Genomic DNA, 24,351 nt, shown 5'->3' with positions numbered 1-24,351 from the left:
GCCCATGCTGGCTACTGAATGGCGATTATCCTAACGGCCACGCATCACTGCGCCGTGTAGATCTGGTCGAACACACCACCATCGTTGAAGAACTTGGGCTGCGCAGTTTTCCAGCCACCGAAGTCTTTGTCGATAGTCACCAGTTCGAGTTTAGGGAACTGCTTGGCGTATTCGGCAGCGACCTTCTCGTCACGCGGGCGGTAGAAGTTCTCGGCGGCGATCTTCTGGCCGGCCGGGCTGTACAGGTACTTGAGGTATTCGGTGGCGATCGCGGTATTGCCCTTTTTCTCGGCGTTCTTGTCCACCACCGCCACCGGCGGCTCGGCCAGGATCGACAGCGACGGCACGACGATGTCGAACTTGTCGGCGCCACCGTCTTCCTTGAGGGCCAGGAAGGCTTCGTTTTCCCAGGCCAGCAGCACGTCGCCCTGACCATTGTTGACGAAGGTGATGGTCGAGCCGCGGGCGCCGGTGTCCAGTACCGGCACGTGCTTGAACAGCTCCTGCACGTATTCCTGGGCCTTGGCTTCGCTGCCGCCGGCCTTCAGGCCGTAGGCCCAGGCTGCGAGGAAGTTCCAGCGCGCGCCACCGGAGGTTTTAGGGTTGGGCGTGATCACCGACACGTCCTTCTTGATCAGGTCGCCCCAGTCCTTGATGCCCTTGGGGTTGCCCTTGCGCACCAGGAACACGATGGTCGAGGTGTACGGGGTGCTGGCGTCGGGCAGGCGGGTCTGCCAGTTCTCCGGCAGGGTCTTGCCGAGCTTGGCGATTTCGTCGATGTCGCCGGCCAGGGCCAGGGTCACCACGTCGGCGCGCAGGCCGTCGATCACCGCACGGCCCTGCTTGCCCGAGCCACCGTGGGACTGCTGGATCTTGACCTTGTCGTCCGGGTGCGCCTGCTGCCAGTGCTTGATGAATTCGGCATTGTACTGCTGATACAGCTCGCGGGTGGGGTCATAGGACACGTTCAACAGCTCGTAGTCCTTGGCGATGGCGGAACCGGCAAACACGGCACTGGCCAGTGCGGCCAGGGCATAACGGCGGATGGACATGGTGAAGCTCCCGATTGGCGTATTTTTTTCTAATTAGAGGGCTGAATCAGCTGGGCTTGTTGCCTGGATTCTGCAGGCGGAATTTTTCCTTGCGTTCGATCTGCACGACCTGGGCGTTGTGCACGGTGATTTCCACCGCGCCGAAACGCAGGTCGCGCAATGCGCTCTGGATCTCGCGCAGAATGGTGGCTTCGTCCTGTCCGTCAACGCTACGCAGAGATGCGCTCATGCTCGTGCTCCTGGAAATAAGGGGTGCCGTGCAGCTGCATCTGAAGGGGACGACTGCGCCTGGCTTGAGGGCAATCTTAGAGAGGGTGGAATATTCTTAAAAATACTATTTAAGAATTTTTATATAACTAAAAAGTGTAGAGGCGGGCTGCTTTGCAGCCCATCGCGGGTCAAGCCCGCTCCCACAAGGTTCTCCACCGGCCCCTGTGGGAGCGGGCTTGACCCGCGAAAGGGCCCTCAGGACCAGCGCAGTTGCTGCGCCGGTACCGGTCGACCGTACCAGTAGCCCTGGCCCATGTCGCACTGCTGCTCCAGCAGGAAGCGCGCCTGCTCGGCCTCTTCGATGCCCTCGGCCTGGATCTGCATGCCCATGCTGCGCGCCAGGGCGATGATCACCCGCACGATGGCGACGTCATCATCGTCATGGGGCAGGCCCGCCACGAAGCCCTGGTCGATCTTGAGCTTCTGCACCGGCAGGCGCTTGAGCCGCAGCAGCGAGGAGTAACCGGTACCGAAATCGTCGATGGCCAGTTGCAGGCCCAGCTCGCGCAGGCGGTGCAACTGCTCCAGTGCCACCTCGGGGTCTTCCATCACCGCGCTTTCGGTCACCTCGACCTCCAGCCGCGCCGGGTCCAGCCCGGTGTCGTGCAGCACCTGGGCCACCAGCTGGTACAGGCTGCGCTTGCCGAACAGGCGGCTGGACACGTTGACCGCGACAAACCTCAGGGCCTTGCCCTCGGCCTGCCACTGCACCATCTGCTGGCAGGCCTGGCGCATCACCCAGGTGTCGATCTCGGCAATCAGCCCGGTGCGTTCGGCAATCGGAATGAACTCGCCCGGCGGCACCAGCCCGCGCTCGGGGTGCTGCCAGCGCACCAGTGCCTCGACGCCGATCATGGCGCCGGTGAGCAGGTCGTGCACCGGCTGGTAGTACACCCGCAGCTCCTGCTGCTCCAGGGCACGGCGCAACTCGCCGGCCGTCTCGACCCGCTGCTGGGCATGGGCGGTCAGCTCCTCGGTGTACAGGGCGTACCCCGAGCGGCCATTGCCCTTGGCCTTGAACAGCGCCGAGTCGGCGTTGCGCAGCAATTGCTCGGCGCTCAGCGCATCGCTGGGGAACAGGCTGATGCCGATGCTGACGCTGGTGAACAGGCGATGGTGGTCGAGCTCGAACGGCTCCTTGAGGCAATCGATGATGCCTTGCGCCAGGGCAGCGGCCTGGCCGACCTGGGCGCAGTTCTCGGACAGCACGGCAAACTCGTCGCCGCCCAGCCGCGCCAGGGTCATGCCGGTGCCCAGCTGGGCCAGCAGGCGTTCGCTCACGGCCTTGAGCAACTGGTCGCCGGTGTTGTGGCCGAGGCTGTCGTTGATGCTCTGGAAGTGGTCCAGGTCCAGCAGCAACAGGGCACAGCCGCGCTTGTTGGCCTGGGCCGCAGCCAGGGTCTGCTTGACCCGGTCGTTGAACAGCAGGCGGTTGGGCAGGTCGGTGAGCGGGTCGTGGTGCACCAGGTGCGCCAGCTCGCGCTCGGTGTGCTTGATCGCGCTGATGTCGCTGAACACCGCCACGTAGTGGGTCAGCTGGCCGCTGTCGTCGTGAATGGCGCAGATGGTCTGCCACTGCGGGTAGATCTCGCCGTTCTTGCGCCGGTTCCAGATTTCGCCGCTCCATTCGCCCTTCTCGGCCAGGGTGGCGAATATCTGCTGGTAGAACGCGGTGTCGTGGCGGCCCGACTTGAACTTGCTCGGGCGCTGGCCCAGCACCTCGTCCTTCTGGTAGCCGGTGATCTGCATGAACGCCCGGTTGACGTGCACGATCAGGCCGTCGCGGTCGCTCACCAGCACCCCTTCGAGGGTGCTGTCGAACACCGCTGCGGCCATGCGCAGGCGCTCGCGGTCCTCGCGGCGCAGGCGCGCGCCCACGCCGATGAAATTGAGCAGGCGCCAGCGCGACACAAAGATCAGCGCAGCGCTGCAGCCCATCCACGCGTAGGCGTTGATCAGCTCCCAGCGTGCCAGCTGGGCGGGATCATCGAAAAGATTGCTCAGTATTTGATCAGACAGCACCAACCACATGACCGACAGCACCAGATACAGCGCGGACATACGCAGGGCGTCTCGAACGGATACAGACATAGAGTCGCTGGAACCCAGGGCAAAATGATGGCCATTATAGGGGTAGAAATATCCCGTGACCTCCTATCTAAAACGCCGACTGGTTTTATTTAGTAGGGTAGGGATAATACTTTGCGCTGTTTCTTTCGCTTTACGAGGGCCCACCCGCCTATGTGGTACAACGGTTTTCTCGACCTGTCAGCCTGGCAACTGCTGGCCGTCACCCTGCTGATGACCCACGTGACGATCGTCGCGGTCACGGTTTATCTGCACCGCTATTCCGCGCACCGCTCCCTGGAGCTCAATGCCGGGCTCAAGCACTTCTTCCGCTTCTGGCTGTGGCTGACCACGGCGCAGAACACCCGCGAATGGACCGCCATCCACCGCAAGCACCACGCCAAGTGCGAAACCGTCGACGACCCGCACAGCCCGGTCATCAAGGGCCTGTCCACGGTGCTGCGCAAGGGTGCCGAGCTGTACCGCGAAGAGGCGCAGAACCCCGAGACCCTGCGCATCTACGGCAAGAACTGCCCCGAGGACTGGATCGAACGCAACCTGTACTCGCGCTACAAGCTGGGCGGCATCGCGCTGATGGCGCTGATCGACGTGCTGCTGTTCGGCACCATCGGCATCACCATCTGGGCAGTGCAGATGATGTGGATTCCGTTCTGGGCCGCCGGCGTGGTCAACGGCCTGGGCCACGCGGTGGGCTACCGCAACTTCGAATGCCGCGATGCCGCCACCAACCTGGTGCCGTGGGGCATCATCATCGGCGGCGAAGAGCTGCACAACAACCACCACACCTACCCCAACTCGGCCAAGCTTTCGGTCAGGCGATGGGAGTTCGACATGGGCTGGGCGTGGATCAAGCTGTTCACCTGGCTGCGCCTGGCCAAGGTGCAGCGCGTGGCACCCATCGCGCACCGCGTCGAGGGCAAGGGCCAGCTCGACATGGACACCGCCATGGCGATCCTCAACAACCGCTTCCAGATCATGGCGCAGTACCGCAAGCTGGTGATCGCGCCGCTGGTCAAACAGGAGCTGATGCGCGTGGACGACTCGGTGCGCCACCAGTTCCGCCGCGCCAAGCGCCTGCTTTCGCGTGAGCCGAGCCTGCTCGAAGACCGCCACCACCAGCGCATCGAGTCGATGCTGGCGCACAGCCAGGCACTCAAGACCATCTACGAGAAGCGCCTGGCCCTGCAGCAGATCTGGGCACGCACCAGCGCCAACGGCCACGACATGCTGGCCGCGATGAAGGACTGGGTACACGAGGCCGAGGCCAGCGGTATCCAGTCGCTGCGCGACTTCGCCGCACAGCTCAAGACCTATTCGCTGCGCCCTGCCCTGGCCTGACGCCGTTGATCGGCGCGCCCCGTCCTGGGGCGCGCCTGAGGAACTCTCCCTTCGATTTTCACTCTGACTGGCATATCGCCCGCGTGGCGGGCCGTGTTAGGCCGCACGCCCTTCGCCTTTCGATTCCGCTTTTCGAGACGCTTCGTGCACATGGTCAACAAGAACCCGCCGTCCCCGTCGTTCAGCCCACCGTCGCATCCCGCGCACACCTTGCTGGCCCTGCTGCATGCCCAGGGTGAAGTCGCGCGCCTGAGCGAGCGCGAGCAGCTGTTCAGCTCGCTGCTGGACAGTGTCAACGCGGTGCTCTGGGCCATGGATTGGGAAACCCGGCGCGTGCTGTACGTGAGCCCGGCCTACGAGCGGATTTTCGGGCGCTCGGCCGGTCTGCTGCTGGCCGATCACAACGAGTGGCGCGACAGCATCTACCCCGACGACCTGGAGTACGCCGAACGCAGCCTGGCCGAGGTGCTGGTCAAGGGCGCGGTGGAAGACCGCGAGTACCGCATCATCGCCGCCGACGGGCAGGTGCGCTGGCTCAGCGACAAGTGCTTCATCAACCAGCAGGCCGATAGCGCACAGGGCGTGATCGTGGTCGGCATGGCCGAGGACATCACCGAAAAGAAGCAGCTCGAAGGCGAGTTGCAGCGCCTGGCTACCACCGACGTGCTGACCCAGAGCAGCAACCGCCGGCACTTTTTCGAATGCGCGTACCACACCTTCGAAAAGGCACGCCAGGAGCAGGCGCCGATGGCGTTCCTGCTGCTGGACATCGATGACTTCAAGCAGGTCAACGACACCTACGGGCACCAGACGGGTGATCAGGTGCTGCAACGCATCGCCGACAGCGGCAAGGCGGTGCTGCGCCGTGGCGACCTGTTCGGGCGCATTGGCGGCGAAGAGTTCGCGGCGGTGTTTCCCGGGTGCACGCCAGAGCTGGCGCTGCAGGTGGCGCAGCGTCTGCAGCGCGAGATCCAGCGCCTTAGCTTCAGCCAGGACGAACAGGTGTTCGGGGTGACGGTGAGCCAGGGGCTGACCGGCATCGATGAGGAGGATGAAGTGCTCGACAGCCTGTTCGCACGGGCGGATGCGGCGATGTATCAGGCCAAGCGGCAGGGCAAGAACCAGATTGTCAGGGGCTGAAACGTCCGGCGCCTGAGCCGGCCCCATCGCGGGCCAAGCCCGCTCCCACAGGTTTACCAGGGCCCTGTGGGAGCGGGCTTGACCCGCGATTGCGGTCTCAGGCCTTGCGCAGCAGCTCCAGCTGCGCCAACCCCACCCTCAGCAGGCGCGCCGTCTTGCTCTCGGCCAACTGCTCCAGGCCCTGCTCGGCCGGCAGCCGCGCCAGCTGCCCGGCCAGGTTCAAGATCAGGTTCTCCCGCGAGTACACCCCGCCCCCCAACTGATACACCGAGGCAATCAGTTCGCGCAGCTCCAGCGGCAAGCGCCAGCGGGTACGCAGCGCCGAGCCGTACGCAGCGCCATACTCGTTCAACGACAACTGCACCGCGTCCTCGTCCAGCTCGCCCCCGGCCAGGCTCCACTCCTGCAGGCAGCGCAGCAACGCCAGGTCGCCCAGGCAATGCAGCAAGCCGGCACAGTAGCAACGCTCCTGGTCCAGCTCCATCGACCGCGCCAGGCTGGCGGCATACTCGGCCGTGTGCAGCGACAGGCCCCAGAAATGCTCGGCATGGCGTGACAGCAACGGGTCGCTGAGCCTGGCGCTGCGCTTGAGTGCCAGGCCCATGATCAGGTTCATGCTCTGGGTGGTGCCCAGCTTGTTCAACGCCTGCAGCAGGGTCTGCACCGCACCGTCACGATGCAGCGCCGCGCTGTTGGCCGCAGCGATCAGCACCGCGGTGATCTGCGGGTCGTTGCGGATCTCTTCTTCCAGTGCCTTGAGGTTGAGCCCCTCGGGGTTGAGCGCGTGCTTGATCGCCTGCTTCACATCAGCCAGCAACGGCCCGCCATCGGCGGTGCTGCGGTGGTCTTCGAGAAACCGCGACAAGGTGATGCCCGGGCGCAATGCCGGCACCGGGCAGGCCACCGCCTCGCCGGCACCAAGCAGTTGCTCCTCCAGGCGCTGGCGCAGCAGCTCGGCATTGAGCGGCTTGCTCAGGTACGCCGTGGGCGCCAGCGGCAGCGCCTCGCGCACGCTGGCCACATCGCTGCGGCTGCTGATCAGGATGAACGGCAAGCTGCGGCGCTTGGCGCGCACGCTGCGCAGCAGGTCCAGGCCGTCGATGCCGGGCAGCTCGCGGGCGGCGATGATCAGATCGGGTTGGCTGGCCAGCGCGGACAGCGCCTCGTGGCCATTGGCACAGACGTGCAGGCGGGCATCGCAGCGCACGCTGAGCAGCATGTCCTTGAGCATGTCACGCACCCACGGGTCGCCTTCGGCAATCAGCACACAGGGTGCGGTGGGTGGGTTTGAAACGGTCATCGGGCTTCTCCTGACATCTCGATGCACGCCATCCAGGGCGTCTTCCAAGGTAGCTCCTGTGCAAACCTTAGCGCCCTTGTCGGGCTTTGGGCGAAAAAAAACCCGCCGAGGCGGGTTTTTTCCTATCGCGTCACACTTACGCCAGTTCGGCGAAGCACTCTTCGATGATGGCCAGGCCCTTGTCCAGCTGCTCGTCAGGCGAGGTCAGCGGAACCAGGATGCGCAGCACGTTGCCATAGGTACCGCACGACAGCAGGATCAGGCCCTTGTCACGCGCCTTGGCCACGACGGCTGCAACGGCAGTCGGGTTAGGGGTGTGGGAACCGGCCTTGTCGAACACCTCGACCGCGATCATCGAGCCCAGGGCACGCACGTCACCGATGATCGGGTGCTTGTCCTGGATCTTGCGCAGGCCAGTGACCAGACGCTCGCCGACTGCCTTGCTGCGGTCCAGCAGTTTTTCTTCTTCGAACACTTCCATCACGGCCAGGGCCGCGGCGCAGGCGATCGGGCTACCGGCGTAGGTGCCGCCCAGGCCGCCTGGAGCGATGGCGTCCATGTACTCGGCCTTGCCGCACACACCGGCCAGCGGGAAGCCGCCAGCGATGGATTTGGCGAAGGTGGTCAGGTCAGGCGCGACGCCCATCTGTTCCATGGCGAAGAAGGTACCGGTACGGCCAGCGCCGGTCTGTACTTCGTCGGCGATCAGCAGGATGCCGTGCTGGTCGCACAGGGCGCGCAGACGCTTCATGAACTCTTTAGGCGCGACGTAGAAACCGCCTTCGCCCTGGACCGGCTCCAGGATGATCGCAGCGATATCCTTGGCTTCGGCGTCGTTCTTGAAGATGCGTTCGATCGAAGCGATCGAGTCGTCGATGCTCACACCGTGCAGTTCGTTCGGGTAGATGGCGCGGAAGATGCCGCCTGGCATCAGGCCCATGCCGGCCGAGTACGGTACGACCTTGCCGGTCAGGCCCAGGGTCATCATGGTGCGACCGTGGTAGGCGCCGGTGAAGGCGATCACGCCGGCACGGCCGGTGGCGGCACGGGCGATCTTGATGGCGTTTTCAACGGCTTCGGAACCGGTGGTGACCAGCAGGGTTTTCTTGGCGAAATCACCCGGGATCAGCGCGTTGATCTTTTCGCACACTTCGACATACGGCTCGTAGGCCAGTACCTGGAAGCAGGTGTGGGTCAGCTTGTGCAGTTGAGCTTCAACGGCAGCGATGATTTTCGGATGCACGTGACCGGTGTTGAGTACCGCGATACCGCCGGCGAAGTCGATGAACTCGCGGCCTTCGACGTCAGTCACGGTGGCGTTCTTGGCCGACTCGGCGAAGATCGGGTGGATCTGGCCGACGCCACGTGGGACGGCGGCTACACGGCGTTGCATCAGGGATTCGTTGGTCTTGCTCATAATGTCCTCATTTCGCCACACGCAGGTGGCGCGATTCGATCGGGGCGGCCGGTATTCGACTGCAGCAGCATGCGTTGATCGACTGCTGCAGGGGCCCAGGCGGCCGGATGTCACGGTGTAAAAAAGGCCAGCGGGACGGCGCTCTCGCGCCCCGCTGGCAGAGGTAAAGCCTTACGCTGCGATCAGACGCTGATGCACAGGTATTTGATTTCGAGGTAGTCCTCGATGCCGTACTTGGAGCCTTCGCGGCCCAGGCCCGAGGCCTTGATACCACCGAACGGCGCGACCTCGTTGGAGATCAGGCCGGTGTTGATGCCGACCATGCCGTATTCCAGGGCTTCGGCGACACGGAACACACGGCTCATGTCACGGGCATAGAAGTACGAGGCCAGGCCGAATTCGGTGTCGTTGGACATGGCGATGACTTCGGCCTCGTCCTTGAAGCGGAACAGCGGAGCCAGTGGGCCGAAGGTTTCTTCCTTGGCCACGGCAGCGCTTTTCGGCACGTCGACGAGGATGGTCGGCTCGAAGAAGTTGCCTTCGATCAGCTTGCCGCCGCTCAGTACCTTGGCGCCCTTGCTCACCGCGTCAGCGATGTGCTCCTGCACCTTGGCCACGGCCTTGCCGTCGATCAGCGGGCCGGTGGTGGTGCCGTCTTCCAGGCCGTTGCCGATCTTGAGCTTGGCGACTGCCGCCTTGAGCTTCTCGGCGAACACGTCGTAAACGCCGTCCTGCACGTAGATACGGTTGGCGCAGACGCAGGTCTGGCCGTTGTTGCGGTACTTGGAGATGATCGCGCCCTCGACGGCCTTGTCCAGGTCGGCGTCGTCGAACACGATGAACGGAGCGTTGCCGCCCAGCTCCAGGGAAACCTTCTTGATGTCCTTGGCGCATTCGGCCATCAGCTGGCGACCGATTTCGGTCGAGCCGGTGAAGGACAGCTTGCGCACGATCGGGTTGCCGGTCAGTTCGCTGCCGATGTCGCCGGCGCTGCCGGTGACCACGCTCAGCACGCCAGCCGGGATGCCGGCACGGGTGGCCAGCTCGACCAGGGCCAGGGCCGAGTACGGGGTCTGCGAAGCGGGCTTGAGCACCATGGTGCAGCCAGCGGCCAGGGCCGGGCCGGCCTTGCGGGTGATCATCGCAGCCGGGAAGTTCCACGGGGTGATGGCCGCGGTAACGCCGATCGGCTGCTTGATCACGATCAGGCGCTTGTCGGGCTGGTGGCCCGGGATGGTGTCGCCATAGACACGCTTGGCTTCTTCGGCGAACCACTCGATGAACGAGGCGGCATAGGCGATTTCGCCCTTGGCTTCGGCCAGTGGCTTGCCCTGTTCGGAGGTCATCAGGCGGGCCAGGTCGTCCTGGTGCTCGATCATCAGTTCGAACCAGCGGCGCAGCTTGCCAGCACGCTCCTTGGCGGTCAGTGCGCGCCAGGCCGGCAGAGCCTTGTCGGCGGCCTCGATGGCGCGACGGGTTTCGGCGGCGCCCATTTTAGGCACGGTGCCGAGCACTTCACCGGTGGCCGGGTTGGTCACCTGGATCGTCTGACCGTTGTCCGCGTCCAGCCACTCTCCGTTGACGAAGGCTTGCTGGCGGAACAACTGGGCGTCTTTGAGCTGCATGTCGGGCTTCCTTAACTGCACCGTGCGAACACAGGGCGAATTATTGATTTGTAGAAAAAGGAGAGCGTTTGAAATCTCAAACGAATCCTAGGATCAACGGGAACAAAGGACAATAGGGTGTTCGAAAAAAAGAACAAAAAGCCTAGCAGACCCTGAAATTTCAGATCAACGTCACTTTTGCACCAGCGGGTGTTCGGAATCGAACACAACATTACTGGCGATGGACGCCAAGGGTGCAGATGGGTATCATGGCGCCCGCGTTGCACTCGTAGCTCAGCTGGATAGAGTACTGCCCTCCGAAGGCAGGGGTCGTGGGTTCGAATCCCGCCGAGTGCGCCATCTACGACAAAAGGCCCAGGTGAAAACCCGGGCCTTTTTTCATGGGCGCGAAAAAGGGGCAGGCCGGGCCTCAGACCGTGCGCTCCCCCTCTATCAGCTGCCCCTGGCTGTTGCCATGCAATGCCGAGTACCTGGCCAACTGCCCCAGCCGCCGATCCAGCTCCTGCAGCAGGCGGTTGCGCCGGGTGGTCACCTCATTGCCGTTGAACAGCCCGGGCTCGACGGTATACAGGTTGAATATCTGGTTGATCGCGGCCGGCCCGGCGATCACATGGTTTTCCTGCGAGCTGTGGTTGTACAGCGCCACCATCTGCCCGGTCTGGGTGTCGGCAGGGCGCGCGAACAGCATGCTCACTGTCTGCCCGGTGCGGATGCGCACGGCGCTGTCGGCGAACTGGAAACACGCTTCCCTGCCATCGCGCAGCTTCACCCAGAACTCATGCTCCTGGATGTTGTGGCTGCTCACATGCATCGACGACGAACTGCCGCCGATGGAGCCGTAGCCGTCGATCATGTAGCCGCCGCCGGAATGGTGCGAGTGGCTGGCGCTGAGGTGGGTCTGGTTGCGCTTCTGGGTGTCGAGAATCTCGCCGGTGACCACGAAGAAATGCAACTGGCGATCGTAGTGGTTGAACGGCTCGTCGATGAAGTTGGGGTCGTCGGGCGACAGGCTGATGTCATACATGGTGCGCACCATTTCCTCGCGCGCGGCCTTGTCGTGCCTGGCGCGCTCCTTGAGCTCGGCGCGGCGCACCTTGGCGTCGTCGATGGCCTTGAGCGCCTGGGCCTTGAGGATCGGGGTTTTCTCCTGGGCGTAGGCAGCGGCCTTTTCGCTGGCCTCCTTGAGCACCGGCGCGGCCTTCTGGCCGGCCTCCACGGCCAGTTCCCTGGCCTTGGTCAGCGCCTGGGCCGCCTTGGCGGCAAGCTCGGGGTTGGCGTCGACGGCTTTCTTTTTCAGGTCATCCCAGAGACTCATTCTCTATCCTCTCAACGCTTGATCGATCAACCGCACAGGTGCGGGGCGCTGGAGAGTCTACAGGCAGTGCCGGAGGTTTTGGCAGGCGGTGCGGGCCTGTTCGCCGTCGATGCCGGCTCTGCTGATACCTGTCAACCGGCCACCAGCAGCCGGTCCTGCAGCACCACGCTCATGCCCCCCAGCCGCCACAGCTCGAAGTAACGCGCAAAATCCACCTCCAGCGCCAGCAGCGGCGCCGCGATGTACCACGCCAGGTAATAGTCAGCGGCAATCCCGTACAACGCTTCGAGCAGCGCGTACATCGGCAGTTGGCTGCCACGCACGTCCTCGATGACCGTGTCGGCGAAATGCTCGAACACCCAGGCATTCGGCGCATCGCTCTGCAACGCCTTCAACGCCACCTCGCGGCTTACCACCTCGACCACAGGCTGCCAGTGGGCCTGCTCCGGCCACGGCCCCTGGGTGGACAGGCAGTACCGTGCCTGTTCGTTCCACCAGGCCAGCGCCGCGGCCTTGAGCCGGCCTTCATCGCAGCCGCGCTGCGGCAACAGGTACAGGCTGCTGTCCAGCGAACCTGCCGCCAGCACCTGCTGCGCCCGCGCCTGCAAGGCATCGGCCTGGGCAAAGCCGGCAAAGATCTGCGCCAGCTCCGCGTCGCTGCCATGCTCCTTGAACAAGCCGAGAAAATGCGAGCTGTCGAGCACGACGCGACCTTCGCGGCACGCTATCCAGTCATCGAGCAGGGTCATGCGCTCAGCGACCGAACTGGCGAAGAATCGTCAGGTGCACATCCAGCTGCAGCTTGCGCAGGTTGCCCAGCACCGCCTTGCCGCCCATCACCAGCGCGGGCTCGAAGCCGTACAGCTCCTGCTCGCCCAGCGGGCCCAGGGCCTGCAGCGCACGCTCGAACAGGAACTCGCCATCGGCGTCCTCCATGTCGAAGTCCTCGCGCTCGACCATCGACAGGAACGACTGCAGCTCCAGGTCCGGGTTGCTGCAGGGCACGTTCTTTTCGCTGCTCATGGCGTACACGCGGTTGTACGCACACAGCACGATCAGCTTGCGGCCATAGGTTTCGCCCCATGCATAGAGGTCGCCAAAGGCCGTGCGGCCGATCACATGGTAGGTGTCCAGCTTTTCGAACTCGGTGCCTTGCAGCCACATGTCCAGCAGGTGCTGGTAGTCGTGCGGGTTGACCAGCCAGAACAGGCCGTCGGCATAGCTGCCCCACCCCTGCTCCTGCCAGTACTCCAGCAGTTTGTCCGGCAGGCGGCCACGGTACTGCGCGATGCTTTCGGCCGGCACGGGCCGCTGATGGGCAGGCTCGCCCATGGCCTCGATAAACATCTCGAGAAATGCGTCCTTCATCACTGACTGGCTCCCCTGGCTAGCTCTAACCTGATGTTCAATTTGGCACTGCCGTTGCCCGCCTCCACCGCCTTGCGCACGGTCTCGTCCAGCAGCGGCAACCGGCTCGACCAGCTGGCGCCGATCGACGAGTTGACGTTCGAATTGCCCATTCTAACAGGGTCGGGTTTTACCCACCCGCCAGCTACCATGTCGGGCTCGTGCAGTGCGGCCAGGTTCGACTTGATTTCCTTGGCCCGTGCCTTGGCCATCTGCGCCGCGACCTTGGGGTCGACGCCGTTGTTGACCAGGCCCTTCTGGATGTTCTCGGCCACGCTGCGCTCGAATTCGCGGCCGAACTTGCGCTGCAGCGCCACCGCGTCGGGGTTGCGCCCGGTGCTGTCGAACGCCTCGCGGGCGAACTTGAACTCGTCGGCGGTCATGTTGTTGATGGCGTCCTGCTGGGCCTGCAACTGCTTGTTGTATTCCTTGAGGTACGCCTGCTGCTCGGTGGGCGTCATCTCCTTGTAGCGCGGGTTGTCATAGGGGTTGAACTGCTTCACGGGCAGTTCGTCCAGGCGCTCGACGGTGGCCACGGTGCCCGCACCCGCCGCCGGCTTGCCGGCAGGGGGCAGCTCGACCTTGGCCACCGGCGCTTCCTTGACCAGCACTTCGGCCTTGGCGGCCATTTTTTCCAGACCCGCCCGGCCCATCTTGATGCCGGTCTTGGCCAGCGTCACGCCGGCCTTGGCCGCGCCGCCCACGCCGGTGGCAATGCTGCCGGCCTGCCACACGATCTCGCCCAGGTCACGCCCCAGTTGCATGGCGTGCTCGTCACCGCCCACCTCCAGCGCCAGGGTCACGCGGTCGATCTTGGCGTTGAGTTCATCCACCACATCGGCGCCCAGCTTGTCGCGCGCCTCCTGGTTGGAAATCAGTTCCTTGATGCCCTTGAGGCCATCGATAGGGTGCGCGATGAACTGCGCCAGCCCCTCGATATCGTTGATGCCGGCCTCGACCAGGCCACGCCCCACGCCAACCTGGGTCAGCAGGTCCTGCTTCTTGCTGATGAAGCCCCACTTGGCAATGACCTTGAGCTCGTCCGCCAGGCCCTCGGCTTCCTTGAGCTCCTTCTTGGCCTGCACCAGTTGCTGGGTGGCCAGCCAGTTGTTGTCGGTGGCGGCGCCAGCGGCGGTGTTGGCGGTGGCGGCATCCAGGCCGGTGCTGGCGGCCAGCCCGGTGACCAGGCTGGTGATCAGGTTGCGCTTGGCTTCACGTTGCGCCTCGGACTCGTTGGGGCTGGCTTCGGAGAACAACCCGGTGAGCACGCTCGATGCCGCCGCCCCGGCCGCACCGCTGCCACAACTCTGGCTGCTGGCCGCCGCGCCCGCGCAGGCGAGGATGCCGTGCAGCGCCGCGTGTACCGGCGAGCCTTCGATAAGGCTGCCGTTGGCCACCAGCTCGCCGATATAGCCCGCGCCCTGCTGCTGCACGTAGTTGACCACCAGGCCCTGCATGAACGCCGTGTTGCCGGCGCTGATGTTGCCGCTGGCCGCACCCACCAGCGCGGTGGTGATCTGCCGGTAGGTGCCGCCGGCGCCCCAGTTTTCGGCAATGCCGTCGGCCTGATGGCGCAGGTCGCTGGCCGCCAGCAGCAAGGCAGTACGCTCGCCGTCGCCCAGTTCCGGGTTGGCGGCCTTGGCTTCGGCCTCCTTGGCCTGGTTGCGCTTGGCGTCGACTTCCTTGGCCTTGTTGTTGAGCAGGGTGCCCGCCTCGTTGGCGAACGCGCCGACGATCTCGAACCCGGCGCGAATCTGCTCCTCGTTGAAGATCGGCTTCAGCGCATTGCTGCCATCGCGGTCGCTGGACACGTCGCGGTTGAGGCTGGCTATGGCCTCGTCCACGCTCTTGCCGGTGCGTTTGTGCTGCTCGGCCGCATCGGTGATGACGATACTGCCACCACTGATACCGCTGCGGGTCACGCTGCTGGCGCTATCGCTGGCACTGATGGCGATCGGCATGCTCACACCGATGTCGTTCTCGTTTTTGGCAAGGTCGGTGCCAGGGGTTTGCGTGGCGCCGCTGGTGGCGTTGCCCTGCTGGTCCTTGCCGACCTCGCGGTAACCGCCGCCAAGGCTCAGGCTGCTGCCCTTGTACTCGGCCTCGTTCCTGATGTCGCGGCTGGTCAGGCTGGCGGTGACCAGGCGGTTGCTGCTGTCCTGCACGGCCTTGTCGCTGCTGGCGATCACTGCGCCCACCAGGTCGGTGTTGCCGGCCACGTAGATATCGAAGCCGCCGTCGCCGGCCTTGATCCCCGACTGCTCGGTGACGCTGGCGTACCTGGAGTCGATGTCGGTGGCGCCGAAGCTGCCGCTGGCACCACTGACCGAGCTCATGCCATAGCAGAACGGCGGAATGCACAGGCTGATACCCACGCCCAGGCTCTTCTCGTCCACGGTGTAGGTGCTGGTGTCCTGCAGGCTCTCGATGTTGAGGTTGCCGCCCACGTCCATCACCACCTGCTTGCCGCTGACCACCGCGCCCTTGAGGTTGGTGTCGCCGCCCGAAACCATGACCAGCTGGTTGCCGGCATCGATATGGGTGTTGGTGTGGGTGAGGTCCTCGCCATCGGCTTCGCCGCGATTGCCCGACACCCCGAGGTCGAGGGTGAAGCCGTTGCGCGTGCCGCCCAGCGACAGGCCGATACCGACACTGGCACTGCTGCCGGTGCTGTCGGTTTGCTGGGTGCTGGTGTTGGTGGCGGCCAGCAGGTTGATGTCGCCGTCGGCCAGCAGGCTGGCATTGTTGCCGGCCTTGATCTGGCTGCCGCGTACGGTGAGGGTGCTGTCCTCGTCGGCGCCGGTGGCGATCAGGCGCACGTCGTTGCCAGCGACGATGGTCGAGCCGGCAGCGGTATCGCTGTGCTGCTCGGTGGTGCTCTGGTTCTTCTTGGTGCCCAGCGACAGGCTCAGGTTGATCCCGCCCGCCGAACCCGGATCGGTGGCCACCGCGGTGGCCGCGTTGTTGGCCGCCAGCGCCGCGGTGGCCGCGGCCAGCGCCTTCATGCGCCCGTCTTCGGTCTTGTCCGAGGCCTGCTTCATCTGCTGAGTGGTCTGGATGGCGCTGATCACCGGGTTGGTCAGGGTCAGCGACACGCCAGTCTGCTTGAACAGGGTCTGGCGCTCACGCTCGCTGGTGTTGCGCGCCTCGACGATGGCGATCTTCTCGGCACGGATATCCACGTCGCCCTTGGGCGCCATGACCTGGCTGCCGACCTGGCGATAGCTTTTGCCGGCCTCGATCAGCACGTCGCCTTCGGTAGAGCCGACGGTGCTGGCCACCGCGGTGGTGCTGGTGGTCATGTCCTTGACCCGCTGCTCCTGGGTGCCGACGGTCACGGCGATGCCACCACCGCTGAACAGGCCGCTGGTCTTCTCGGTCTTGTCGTGGCGCTCGCTGCGGCTATCGCTGGCCGCCGCGATGTTGACGTCGTTGCCCGCCACCAGGATGGTCTGCTGGCTGGACACCACGTTGGCGCCCTGCAGGTTGATGTCGCGCCCGCCCTGCACGTAGGTGTGCTCGCCGCTGAGGGTCGAGCCCTGGGCGGTGGTTTCGCTGAGCGTGTCACGGGTGGTTCTGGTGGTCTTGGAGAACATGCCGTTGCCACCGGTGACCTTGTGCGCCTCGTCGGCGAACTGGTAGTTCTGCCCGGCCATCAGGTTCACGTCGCGGCCGGCGTCGGCCATCACCATGCCCTGCTCGCTGCTGGCCTGGCTGGCGCGCAGGTTGATGTCCTGACCGGCCTTGAGGCTGACGTCGCCGGTGCCCTGCACATTGCTGCCCACCTCGGTGCGGCTGGCGTCCTTGCGCCAGTTGCTGCTGTTCCAGGTGATCGACTGCTGGTGCGACTCGGTGACGGTGGTCAGGTTCAGGTTGTTGCCGGCCACCAGTTGCGTGCTGCCGTTGGCACCGGCGTTGACCACCTGGGCGCCGGCCAGGTTGATGTCGTTGCCGGCCGAGGCCGTGAGCGTGCCGCCGGCGCCGCTGACGAACAGCCCGGCCACCCGCGACAGGTTGCTGCGCGTGCCCTGCTCGCTGCTGCTGTCATGGGTGCTGGAGATGACGTTGAGGTCGTTGCCGGCGCTGATCGCCAGGCTGTCCACGGCGCCGATCAGGCCGCCGAGGTTGTCGAGGTTCTCGCGTGCCTGCACCGACACCTTGTCGGCCTGGATGCGCCCGCCGAGGTTCTCCACGTTCTGCGCGGTCAGCGCCAGGATGCTGCGCCCGCCGAGGCTGCCGCTGTTGCTCAGGGTGTCGTTCACGTCGAGCTTGAGCTGCTGGCCGGCCATCAACGCACCCGCGCCGTTGAGGTCGCCCTGCTGCACCCGCACGTACACCTGCGGCACCAGCACCCTGCGGGTTTCGCCGCCGGCCACGGTCACCTGTTTTTCCACCAGCCACACGATGTCGCTGGTCAGCTGGGCCATCTGCTCGGCGCTCAGCGCCACACCCGGCACCAGTTGCCAGGTGTTGGCCACGGTAACCGCGTTGTCGAGCAGCGCGCGGTACTGTTCCTCGTCGTTGGCATAGCCGTCGATGAAGCGCCGGCCAGTGAGCTGGGCGACCTGTTCGCGAATCAGCTTCTGTTCGTAGAAGCCGTCGCCCAGGCGTTGCAGGGTCTGCCCCGGGTCCAGGTGCAACTGTTGCAGCATGTAGTCGGACGACAGCCAGTTGCGGTAGCCGGCAAAGCGCGGGTCGGTCTCCACCAGATAATTGCGCACCGCCTGCGGGTTGCTGTCGAACAGGCTGTTGCTCGGCAGGGTCAGCACCGGGCCGCCGGTGCGGATCTGCTCGCCGACGCCTTCGGCATTGAGCCCGGCCTGCGCCGCCACCTCGATGATCGGCGCCACCTGGTAGGCATTGGCGGCGGCGCTGTCCACCGCGCCGGCGCCGGCGGCCTGCTGGTCGCTCAGCTGGCTGGCATGGCCGCCGAGCTGGGTGCCGCTGCCGGTGATGGCGGCCAGCTCCTGCCATACGGTGGGCTGCAGCGAGATTTCCTGGATCAGCGGCGCGGGCACATAACCGGCCACGCGGGCGCCCTGGCGGTCGCGGCCCTTGCGCTGGATACGGTAGAAGTTGGTCACCGTGCCGCTGTCGGTGGTGACCTGCTGGCCCTTGAACTCGGTGTTCACCAGGCTGCCGATGGCGCCCTGCAGCAGGCCGCCGGCGATGATCCGGCTCTTGTCGTTGAGCACTTCGCCGGCGTTGATGACCAGGTTGCCGCCGGCCAGGATCTGCCCCGGCGCCGAGGTGGCGATCTGGGTTTCGCGCACCACGCGGGTCACGTCGTAGCGGTTCCAGTTGTCCTTCTGGCCCTCGGGGGTGATCAGGTACTGCACTTCGTTGTGGCGGAACGTGACCTGGTCGGTCTGGTAGCGGTTGGGCGAGCCGGCCAGCTGGAATTCCTGGAAGCTCTGGCGGCTGATTTCCACGTCGCGGGTGCTGAAGTGGTTGTTGAGGTTGCGCAGGGTCTGCACGTCCAGCGCCATGTGCCCCAGCGACTCGATGGTGGCACTGGCGTTGGTCAGCAGCGCGGCGCGGCCGCTGGCGTGGTCGGCGTCATCCAGCGTGGCGCCGATGGCCATGTCGCCGGCACTGAAGATCAGCGCCGCTTCGCTGTTGTCGATCTGCGTGGCGCCGATGTCCAGGCGCGCACGGGCGGCGATGGCACCGGAGCGGTCGCCCTCGTTGGCGTTGACCAGGGTGCCGGCAGCGATGCCCAGATGGTCACCGTAGATGCGACCGGTGCCCAGGTTGTACAGCACGCCGGTTTGCAGGCGCACCTTCTGGCCGTCGATCAGGCCACGGTTGGTCAGGCTCTGGTGGGCAGTGATACGCACCTGGTCGGCACTGATTTCACCCTCGGCGCGGTTGTCCAGGGTACTGGCGTCGAGCAGCATGGAGCGGCCGGCCAGCAGCTTGCCGCTGTTGTTCAGCGCACCGCCGGTCTGCACGTCGAGGGTGCCGTTGGCCTGCAGCAGGCCACTGAGTTCAAGGCCTGCGAGCAGGCGCAGGGTCAGGTCGCCCAGGCTCACGGCCTGACCGTTGCCACTGTAGTAGGCGGCGTTCAGGCTCAGCGACTGGCCGGCCAGCAGGCGCCCGTCGAGGTTGCTGATGCTCTGGCGGCGCGCAGCGGGGTCACGGTCGGTAATGTTCAGGTGCTGGCTGGAGCTGATCAGCCCGCCCGCGTTGTCCAGCAGTTGGCTGACGCCGATGTCCAGCGTGGTGTCGGCGCGAATCACACCGGCCTGGTTGCCCAGCACGTCGGACTCAAGGCGCAGGGCGTGCCCTTGCAGGCCCTGGTTGTCGGCCTGGGTGGCGTTGTTGGCGAGGGTGCCGGTCGACACATGCAGCAAACCGGCGGAGCGGATCAGGCCGCCCTGGTTGTCCACACGTTCGGCCGAGGCCACGTCGATGGCGCCCAGCGCCTGGAACTGCCCGGCCTGGTTGTTCAGCCGCAGGCCCTGCACCTGCACACTGTCGGCGCCGACGATGCGCCCGCCGGCGTTGGTCACGTCGGCGGCCAGCAGTTGCATCGCGCCCTTGGCCGAGACGTAACCGCCGGCGTTGCTCAGGTGCGCGCTGTGAATCTCCAGCGCGCCCTGGCTGATGATGCCCTTGCCGCTGCCATCGTCGAGGTTGACCAGTGCCTGTTCGCCGGTATCGATGTACAGCCTGCCCTGGGACTGGATCAGCCCGCCGGCGTTTTCCAGGCGCCCGCTGCGCAGATCCAGGGTGCTGCGCGCATCCAGGGTGCCCTGGGCGTTCTGCAGCAGTTGGCCATTGCTGTCCAGGTTGAGTGCCAGGCCGCTGATCACGCCGCCACTGTTGTCGATACCCTGAGCGTTCACCACGATGTCGCCCGCCGCTTCCAGGCGCCCGCCCACGTTGCCCAGCTGGCTGTCGCGGGCAGTCAGCAGCAGGGCGCCCTGTACCGAGCCGACCGTACCGCCGCTGTTGTTCAGGTGCGCCGCAGTCAGCGTCATCTGGCGGATCGCGGCGAAGGTGCCGGCGGTGTTGAACAGCTCGCCAGCGCCCGCAAACAGTGTGCCGCCGGCGCTCACGGTGCCACTGCGGTTGTCCAGCGTGCCGGCGTTGAACACGCCGTTGCCGCTGGCCGCAAGGGTGCCGCCGGTGTTGTCGAGCAGGCCCTGGGTGGCGACCGCAAGGCTGCCGCCCTGGGTGGCCAGGACCTTGCCGCCGCGGTTGGACAGGGTGTCGGCCTCGATCGATACGTCCTTGCCCTGAGCCACGCCGGCGTCGAGCTGAACCTGGCCGGCGTTGACCTGCAGGGTGCCGGTGCTGACCAGCGTGCCCTGCGCGCTGTCGAGCGTCGTGGCAGTCAACTGCAGGGTGCCGGCGCCGGCATGCTCGACGCGGCCCTGGGTGTTGACCACGGTGGCGGCGCTGAGCGTGGCATGGGTCGCGTTGCTGGCGATGCGGCCACTGCGGTTGTCGAGGGTGCCGTCGACCTTGATCGAGGTGCTGCCCTTGCCGCTCTGGGTCAGCTCGCCGCCCACGTTCGACAGCTCGCCGGCGCGTACTTGCAGGTTGCCCGCCACCACCTTGGCGGCGTCGCTGCGCAGGGTCTGGCGGGCGGTGGCGCTGAGGGTCTTGCTGGCATCGACGCTGGCGTTGGCGAGGTTGATGTCGCCGCCGGTGAGGGTGATGTTGCCGGCCACGTTACGGCTGGCGCTCAGGTCGACGTCGCCTGCACTGACCTGCAAGTCGCCGCCGGCCAGGTGTTCGCCGTGGGCCTGCACGCGCTGCGCGGTGAGGGTCAGGTTGCCGGCCTTGCCCAGCTTGCCGCTCTCGTCCAGCCCGGCAGCCAGTGCCGAGCCCTTGCTGCTGGTGATGGTCGACTGCGCGCCGGTCGCCTTGAGTTCGACATTGGCCTGGCTGGCCAGGGTGCCGCTGTTGTTCAGGTCGCCGGCGCTGCTCAGCTGCAGGTCGCCCTTGGCATAGACCGTGCCGCTGTTGTCGACCCCGCCTTTGGCGGCGACGCGGGTGGCGCCGGCACTGCTGAGGGTGCCGCTATTGAGCAGCTTGCCGTCGGCGCTGATCACCACTTCGCCGGCGCCGGCACCGATCGTGCCGGCGTTGCGCACGCCCACACCGCCCTCGGTGCCCACCAGCATGATCTTGCCGGCGTACATGCCGCCGAGCTTGGCCACGTCGATGGCGACTGCGGGGGCCTCCTCGTCGCTGCCTGCCAGCCGGGTTGCGCGGGTATTGTCGGCGTTGACCTGGTTGCGCCCGGCGGTGACTTTCAGGTCCTTGGCCCAGATGCCGGCGTTGACCTGCACGCTCTGCGCGATCAGGTCGGTGTAGTCGGCGTCGGCGCTGTCCAGGCCCTTGCCCTGGATGCTGAGGGTACCGCCCTTGACCTGGTAGCCGGTGATGCGGCCGTTCTCAAGCTGCGCCTGGCCGGTGGTCAGGGTGGCGCGGTTGGCGTTGATGAACCCGCAGCCGTCGCAGGTGACGCCGGCCGGGTTGGCGATCACCACCTGGGCGCGTTGCCCGGCCACTTCCACATAGCCGCGCAACTGGCTGGGGTTGCTGGCGTTGACCTCGTTGAGGATCACCCGCGCACTGCCCTTGCTCAGGTTGCCGTTGCCCTGGATCCAGCCACCCAGCTGGGTCTGGCTGGCCTTGACGCCGTTGTTGAGGATGACCCCGCGCTTGTCCACGTCGAACTGGCTGTAGGTATTGCGCGACACGCCGGCGGCGCTGGGGGCGGTGATGTTCACCTGCGGCGTGCCGTTGGCACTCTGGCCCACGTTCGGGCGCTGGGCTGCTGGCGCACGCCCATCGGCGACCACCCCGGCAGCCCAGGAAGGTGCAGCGTCCAGCGCCACCAGGCCGAGGGCGAGCATCATTGCGAAACGCAGGCGGCCCATTTCGGCCAGTGTGCCGGCCGAGCCGGCCACGGGCCCGGTGGTGGTGCCCGGCGCCTTGCCCTGGCTGGCGACGTTCTCGGCAACCACCATCAGCAGCCCGCGAGCCTTGTTGAAAACGATACGGTAGAGATGCTTGTTCATTGCAATTCCATTTGCGGTGCCAGACCGCCAGAAGTCAGGGTTACGCTGTGAGTTCCAGCGGGTGAGCGGCAAACCAGGCCTTGGCCTGTTCGGGAATCACGCCGATCCCCAGGTGCGTCTTGACCCGCAGGCCGCGCACTTCGCCCTGGTGGTCGAGGGCGCGCATGCAGCGGTTGGGGAACAGCTGGCGCTGCACCAGGCGCGCCAGCGTTGCCGCATGCCCGAACGGGGCGACGAAGTCGTTTATCCACAGGCGTTCGCCGCTGTTCCAGTCGGCATCGGCCATCTCGACAGGCGAGCGCTGGATGTAGCGCTGCTCGGCGGCGCCGTCGAGGTTGAGCCAGGACAGGTAGAACACCGGCTTGCCGGCCTCGCTGCCGAGCACGAACTGGCGGTGCTTGAGCGCCGGCAGCAACAGGGTGGCCAGGCTGTGCAGCGGTGCGTCGCGGTGAGCTGTGGAATGCATCCACAGCCAGGTAGCCGAGCCCAGCACGGTGGCCTCGTTCCAGGGCTCGTCGAAGAGCCCGGGGGCGATGATGTCGAAGCGATCGATACGCATGGCGGGCCTCAGAACGACAAAGAGACAGTGAAGGCACTGGTGATGTTGGCCGTTTCGAAACCGTCGGGCTTCTTCAGCGGCGTACCCCAGGACCAGTCATACGACAGCGCCTTGTAGCCGCCGCGCACCCCTACCACGGCACCGGCCAGGCGCTTGCCCACCAGGTACTCGCTGGAGTGGCCGCTGACTTCGCCGTAGTCGACGCCGGTGTACAGCTCCTGGCCGGTATCGCCCAGGGCCAGGCCGATCTCGTTGCGCAGGGTCCAGCCGCGTTCGGCCGAGAGGATGTTCTCGCCGTCGAAGCCGCGCACGGTGTAGCGCCCGCCGATGGAGAAGCGGTCCTGCGGCACCAGCGCCGAGCGGTTCCACTGCGCGCGCCAGCCACCGATGTAGCGCATACGCTGGTTGTAGGCGATGAAGGGCACCTGCAGCTGGGCATCGGCACTGATGATCTTGGAGCGCGAGGTGCCTTCGCCGGTGAGTTCTTCTGGCGCCTGCAATGCGCCGTGGGCACCGGTGCCGCGGCGGTAGCCCGCGCTCAGGTCGAGGGTGGAGGCGCCGATGAATTCGCGGTGGCTCAGGCCCGCTTCCCAGCCGGCCATGCGCCGGCGCTGCAGCTGGATTTCAGTGTCGTCGATGAAGTTTTCCGAGGTACGCGTCCACAGGCTGCCCCAGGCCGTGGTCTTGCGCACCGCATCGCGGTACAGCAGGCGCGACAGGCGCAGCTCGTTGTTGCGGGTTTCGCCGCGGTACTGGTAGGTCTCGTTCTCGCCGGCCACCTGCTGGTGGTAATCGTACTCGCTGGTGGTGAAGCCCAGCAGCCAGTAGCCGAACGGCAGCGAGTAGTGCAGCGTGTTGCCCTTGGAGCCGCGATTGCCCGACTCGCCGCCGCCCAGGTCGTGGGTGGCGCTGGCGTAGAACAGGTCGTTGAGCGAGAGGATGTTGTCCAGCGACAGCGCCAGGTTGCCCTGGTACTTGCCGGTGGTCTTGCTGCCGGAGTTATCCACAGACAGGCTGAGCCGCGCCGGGAAGGCCTGGCGCCAGGCGATCACGATGTCGCTCTCGCCGGGGCCGGCGTCGCGGGCCTGGGCCGGGGCGATCTGGATGTCGGCTTCGGCGGTGGGTACGCGCTTGAAGTTCTCCAGGGCCTGTTCGATGTCGCGCAGGTTGAGCAGGTCGCCCGAGTGCGCCGGCAGCGCGTTCCAGGCATTGGCGCGCGAGCTGGTGCCTTCGGCGAAGCGGATGTCGCGGATACGCCCGGGAATCAGGGTCAGGGTCAGTTCGCCGCTGTTGAGGTCCTGGGCCTGGGCCAGCACGCGGGTGGTGACGTAGCCTTTTTCGATGATCGCGTTCTGGATGCGCTTCATGGTCAGGTTGATGCCGGCGCTGCCCAGGCAGCGCCCGGTGGCCGGGTCATCCTTGGGGTTGGCGGCGCGCAGCGCCCACTGGAAGCGCTCGGCCGCATCGCCCACCAGGCGCAGTTGGCGGATGGGGAAGCACGGGGTTTCGTTGGCGGGCAGGCGGCCGTCGCCTTCATCGGCCAGCGGTGCTTCGAGGCGCACGTCGGGGCGTGCTTCGAGCTGCTCGCGCTGCACCCGCTCGCGGTCGCGCTGGCGCAGCAGCTCGGCATTCGGGTCGGCGGCGTGTGCGGCGGTGCCGGCACCGGCGGCCCAGGCAGCGAGGGCCAGCAGCAGTGCGGCAGCGGGAGTGGGGCGCGAGGTGCTGACGAAGCAGTGGGCAACACGTGTCGTCAACGCCCGGCAATGGGCGATCGGCAGCATGGCACATCCTTGTGGGCC

The 24,351-nt window shown here is 65.9% G+C and carries 14 protein-coding genes and 1 tRNA gene; 3 read left to right on the top strand and 12 right to left on the bottom strand.

Features of this window, described 5'->3' with window-relative positions:
• Nucleotides 1-44: 44 nt before the first annotated feature.
• The 3 genes from DN387_RS06150 to dibA all read right to left on the bottom strand — a co-directional run bounded on the left by DN387_RS06150 (nucleotide 45) and on the right by dibA (nucleotide 3,413).
• On the bottom strand, nucleotides 45-1,052 hold the full coding sequence (locus DN387_RS06150; protein WP_043861301.1) for a sulfate ABC transporter substrate-binding protein: 1,008 nt from the start codon (nucleotides 1,050-1,052) through the stop codon (nucleotides 45-47).
• Between the two features lie 46 nt (nucleotides 1,053-1,098).
• Nucleotides 1,099-1,281, bottom strand: a complete 183-nt coding sequence (gene oscA, locus DN387_RS06145) for a sulfur starvation response protein OscA (RefSeq protein ID WP_007941032.1) — start codon at nucleotides 1,279-1,281, stop codon at nucleotides 1,099-1,101.
• Nucleotides 1,282-1,517: 236 nt separating this feature from the next.
• Nucleotides 1,518-3,413, bottom strand: a complete 1,896-nt coding sequence (gene dibA / locus DN387_RS06140) for a phosphodiesterase DibA (RefSeq protein ID WP_043861302.1) — start codon at nucleotides 3,411-3,413, stop codon at nucleotides 1,518-1,520.
• 150 nt (nucleotides 3,414-3,563) lie between these two features.
• Here dibA and desA point away from each other — a divergent pair, with 150 nt between their 5' ends.
• Nucleotides 3,564-4,748, top strand: a complete 1,185-nt coding sequence (gene desA / locus DN387_RS06135; protein ID WP_043861303.1) for a delta-9 fatty acid desaturase DesA — start codon at nucleotides 3,564-3,566, stop codon at nucleotides 4,746-4,748.
• Between the two features lie 150 nt (nucleotides 4,749-4,898).
• Nucleotides 4,899-5,888 carry a sensor domain-containing diguanylate cyclase gene (locus DN387_RS06130; RefSeq protein ID WP_054915892.1) on the top strand — a complete coding sequence of 330 codons (990 nt, stop codon included), beginning with the start codon at nucleotides 4,899-4,901 and terminating at the stop codon, nucleotides 5,886-5,888.
• A 97-nt stretch (nucleotides 5,889-5,985) separates the two neighbouring features.
• Here DN387_RS06130 and DN387_RS06125 read toward each other — a convergent pair whose 3' ends face one another.
• The 3 genes from DN387_RS06125 to gabD all read right to left on the bottom strand — a co-directional run bounded on the left by DN387_RS06125 (nucleotide 5,986) and on the right by gabD (nucleotide 10,230).
• Nucleotides 5,986-7,188, bottom strand: a complete 1,203-nt coding sequence (locus tag DN387_RS06125; protein ID WP_043861305.1) for a response regulator — start codon at nucleotides 7,186-7,188, stop codon at nucleotides 5,986-5,988.
• 136 nt (nucleotides 7,189-7,324) lie between these two features.
• Entirely contained in the window at nucleotides 7,325-8,605 is a 1,281-nt protein-coding gene (gene gabT, locus DN387_RS06120; protein ID WP_054915891.1) for a 4-aminobutyrate--2-oxoglutarate transaminase, read from the bottom strand.
• Nucleotides 8,606-8,787: 182 nt separating this feature from the next.
• A complete protein-coding gene (gene gabD, locus DN387_RS06115) occupies nucleotides 8,788-10,230 on the bottom strand; it encodes an NADP-dependent succinate-semialdehyde dehydrogenase (protein ID WP_043861307.1) in 1,443 nt (480 codons plus the stop codon).
• A gap of 262 nt (nucleotides 10,231-10,492) precedes the next feature.
• Between gabD and DN387_RS06110 the strand changes: the two genes are divergently transcribed.
• Nucleotides 10,493-10,569: transfer RNA gene (locus tag DN387_RS06110), tRNA-Arg, on the top strand.
• Nucleotides 10,570-10,639: 70 nt separating this feature from the next.
• On the opposite strand, the gene DN387_RS06105 is transcribed toward DN387_RS06110, so the two are convergent.
• The 6 genes from DN387_RS06105 to DN387_RS06080 all read right to left on the bottom strand — a co-directional run bounded on the left by DN387_RS06105 (nucleotide 10,640) and on the right by DN387_RS06080 (nucleotide 24,333).
• Nucleotides 10,640-11,545 (bottom strand): hypothetical protein, encoded by a 906-nt coding sequence (locus tag DN387_RS06105; RefSeq protein ID WP_043861308.1) that lies wholly within the window; start codon nucleotides 11,543-11,545, stop codon nucleotides 10,640-10,642.
• Nucleotides 11,546-11,676: 131 nt separating this feature from the next.
• A complete protein-coding gene (locus DN387_RS06100) occupies nucleotides 11,677-12,294 on the bottom strand; it encodes a hypothetical protein (RefSeq protein ID WP_054915890.1) in 618 nt (205 codons plus the stop codon).
• 4 nt (nucleotides 12,295-12,298) lie between these two features.
• Nucleotides 12,299-12,913, bottom strand: coding sequence for a GAD-like domain-containing protein (locus DN387_RS06095; protein ID WP_043861310.1), 615 nt, complete (start codon nucleotides 12,911-12,913; stop codon nucleotides 12,299-12,301).
• Nucleotides 12,913-21,993 (bottom strand): hemagglutinin repeat-containing protein, encoded by a 9,081-nt coding sequence (locus DN387_RS06090; protein WP_054915889.1) that lies wholly within the window; start codon nucleotides 21,991-21,993, stop codon nucleotides 12,913-12,915. The genes DN387_RS06095 and DN387_RS06090 overlap by 1 nt, the downstream gene beginning before the upstream one ends.
• 40 nt (nucleotides 21,994-22,033) lie before the next feature.
• Nucleotides 22,034-22,552 carry a toxin-activating lysine-acyltransferase gene (locus tag DN387_RS06085; protein WP_054915888.1) on the bottom strand — a complete coding sequence of 173 codons (519 nt, stop codon included), beginning with the start codon at nucleotides 22,550-22,552 and terminating at the stop codon, nucleotides 22,034-22,036.
• Nucleotides 22,553-22,560: 8 nt separating this feature from the next.
• The gene (locus DN387_RS06080) at nucleotides 22,561-24,333 is read right to left on the bottom strand and encodes a ShlB/FhaC/HecB family hemolysin secretion/activation protein (protein WP_054915887.1); all 1,773 of its coding nucleotides are present in this window, start codon (nucleotides 24,331-24,333) and stop codon (nucleotides 22,561-22,563) included.
• Nucleotides 24,334-24,351: the final 18 nt, after the last annotated feature.

The sequence above is a fragment of the Pseudomonas sp. FBF18 genome, from assembly GCF_024261405.1.
GTDB classification, from domain to species: domain Bacteria; phylum Pseudomonadota; class Gammaproteobacteria; order Pseudomonadales; family Pseudomonadaceae; genus Aquipseudomonas; species Aquipseudomonas palmensis.
Note: the sequence above shows the minus strand (reverse complement) of the source record. Positions and strands in the feature narration are given on the sequence as shown.

Bases quoted from the DNA above. Each gene is read 5' to 3' on its own strand.
- DN387_RS06090 (WP_054915889.1), bottom strand. From the start codon at position 21,993: ATGAACAAGCATCTCTACCGTATCGTTTTCAACAAGGCTCGCGGGCTG.
- DN387_RS06095 (WP_043861310.1), bottom strand. From the start codon at position 12,913: ATGAAGGACGCATTTCTCGAGATGTTTATCGAGGCCATGGGCGAGCCT.
- DN387_RS06105 (WP_043861308.1), bottom strand. From the start codon at position 11,545: ATGAGTCTCTGGGATGACCTGAAAAAGAAAGCCGTCGACGCCAACCCC.
- DN387_RS06150 (WP_043861301.1), bottom strand. From the start codon at position 1,052: ATGTCCATCCGCCGTTATGCCCTGGCCGCACTGGCCAGTGCCGTGTTT.
- gabD (WP_043861307.1), bottom strand. From the start codon at position 10,230: ATGCAGCTCAAAGACGCCCAGTTGTTCCGCCAGCAAGCCTTCGTCAAC.
- DN387_RS06125 (WP_043861305.1), bottom strand. From the start codon at position 7,188: ATGACCGTTTCAAACCCACCCACCGCACCCTGTGTGCTGATTGCCGAA.
- DN387_RS06100 (WP_054915890.1), bottom strand. From the start codon at position 12,294: ATGACCCTGCTCGATGACTGGATAGCGTGCCGCGAAGGTCGCGTCGTG.
- DN387_RS06130 (WP_054915892.1), top strand. From the start codon at position 4,899: ATGGTCAACAAGAACCCGCCGTCCCCGTCGTTCAGCCCACCGTCGCAT.
- oscA (WP_007941032.1), bottom strand. From the start codon at position 1,281: ATGAGCGCATCTCTGCGTAGCGTTGACGGACAGGACGAAGCCACCATT.
- desA (WP_043861303.1), top strand. From the start codon at position 3,564: ATGTGGTACAACGGTTTTCTCGACCTGTCAGCCTGGCAACTGCTGGCC.
- dibA (WP_043861302.1), bottom strand. From the start codon at position 3,413: ATGTCTGTATCCGTTCGAGACGCCCTGCGTATGTCCGCGCTGTATCTG.
- DN387_RS06080 (WP_054915887.1), bottom strand. From the start codon at position 24,333: ATGCTGCCGATCGCCCATTGCCGGGCGTTGACGACACGTGTTGCCCAC.
- gabT (WP_054915891.1), bottom strand. From the start codon at position 8,605: ATGAGCAAGACCAACGAATCCCTGATGCAACGCCGTGTAGCCGCCGTC.
- DN387_RS06085 (WP_054915888.1), bottom strand. From the start codon at position 22,552: ATGCGTATCGATCGCTTCGACATCATCGCCCCCGGGCTCTTCGACGAG.